Here is a 757-nt window from a genome sequence, read left to right as displayed (position 1 = left end):
CCCCTGACCTCCCTGATCGCCCTGCCCTCCCCGGCCATTCCGCCCGCCGCCTCGTGCATCGCCAGTTCCAGCAGCGCGGTGTCCGTCAGGGTGCCGGTGCCGTCCGGAGCCACCAGCCAGCGCATCCCGCCCGCGACGCGACCCGGGTACGGCACGACGATCCACGTCCCGCGGCCCGCGCCGCGCACCCCTGTCCCGAGCCAGCGGGCGGCCGTGCCGGCCGGCACGAAGAATCCCGTGCGGGCGTCGTCGAGGTCGGCCAGGACCGGACCCGGCCGGTCCACCAGCCGGGTCAGCACGTCGAGCGTGGGGCGGCCCAGCCCTCCCGGCAGGATCAGCACGTCCCAGCGCCGGCCGGCGGGCAGCAGTGCGACCCCGAGCGGGTTGCGCTCCCATTCCCACCGGCACGCGTCGGGATCCGGCGCCACCGACGCCAGCCACTCCACCGCGGTCCTGGCCCCCGAACCGGTCATCGTCAACGGCCTCCTCACTGTGCGGACACGGCGTCCGCACACGGGAGAGCGCGGAAGGTGACGATCATTACGCGGGTTCGGGCCACGGATTCAGGGGGAACTGGATCACCTCCCGTCCCACGAGGTGCGCCCCCGGCGCACATCCGGGTGGACGCGCCCGTTCGGGTGGACGGCGAGGGGCCGGGTCGGAGGCTCCGCCGTCCGTCCGGCGCGGCGTGTTCCCATGAGCCTCCGCAGGTCCGCCCGCGTCCGCCACGACGCCGCCCGCCTCGCCCCTCCGCCCT

At 75.8% G+C, this 757-nt stretch carries 1 protein-coding gene; it reads right to left on the bottom strand.

All coding sequences use genetic code 11. From position 1 onward, the window contains the following. Positions 1–473, bottom strand: a 473-nt coding sequence (locus EAO71_RS35685) for a hypothetical protein (protein ID WP_147981966.1), incomplete at its 3' end; no start/stop codon positions are given. Positions 474–757 lie beyond the last annotated feature (284 nt).

The organism is Streptomyces sp. MS191 (assembly GCF_008042125.1).
Lineage (GTDB): Bacteria > Actinomycetota > Actinomycetes > Streptomycetales > Streptomycetaceae > Streptomyces.
The sequence above is the reverse complement of the archived record's forward strand: the minus strand, read 5'-3'. Positions and strand labels throughout refer to the sequence as shown.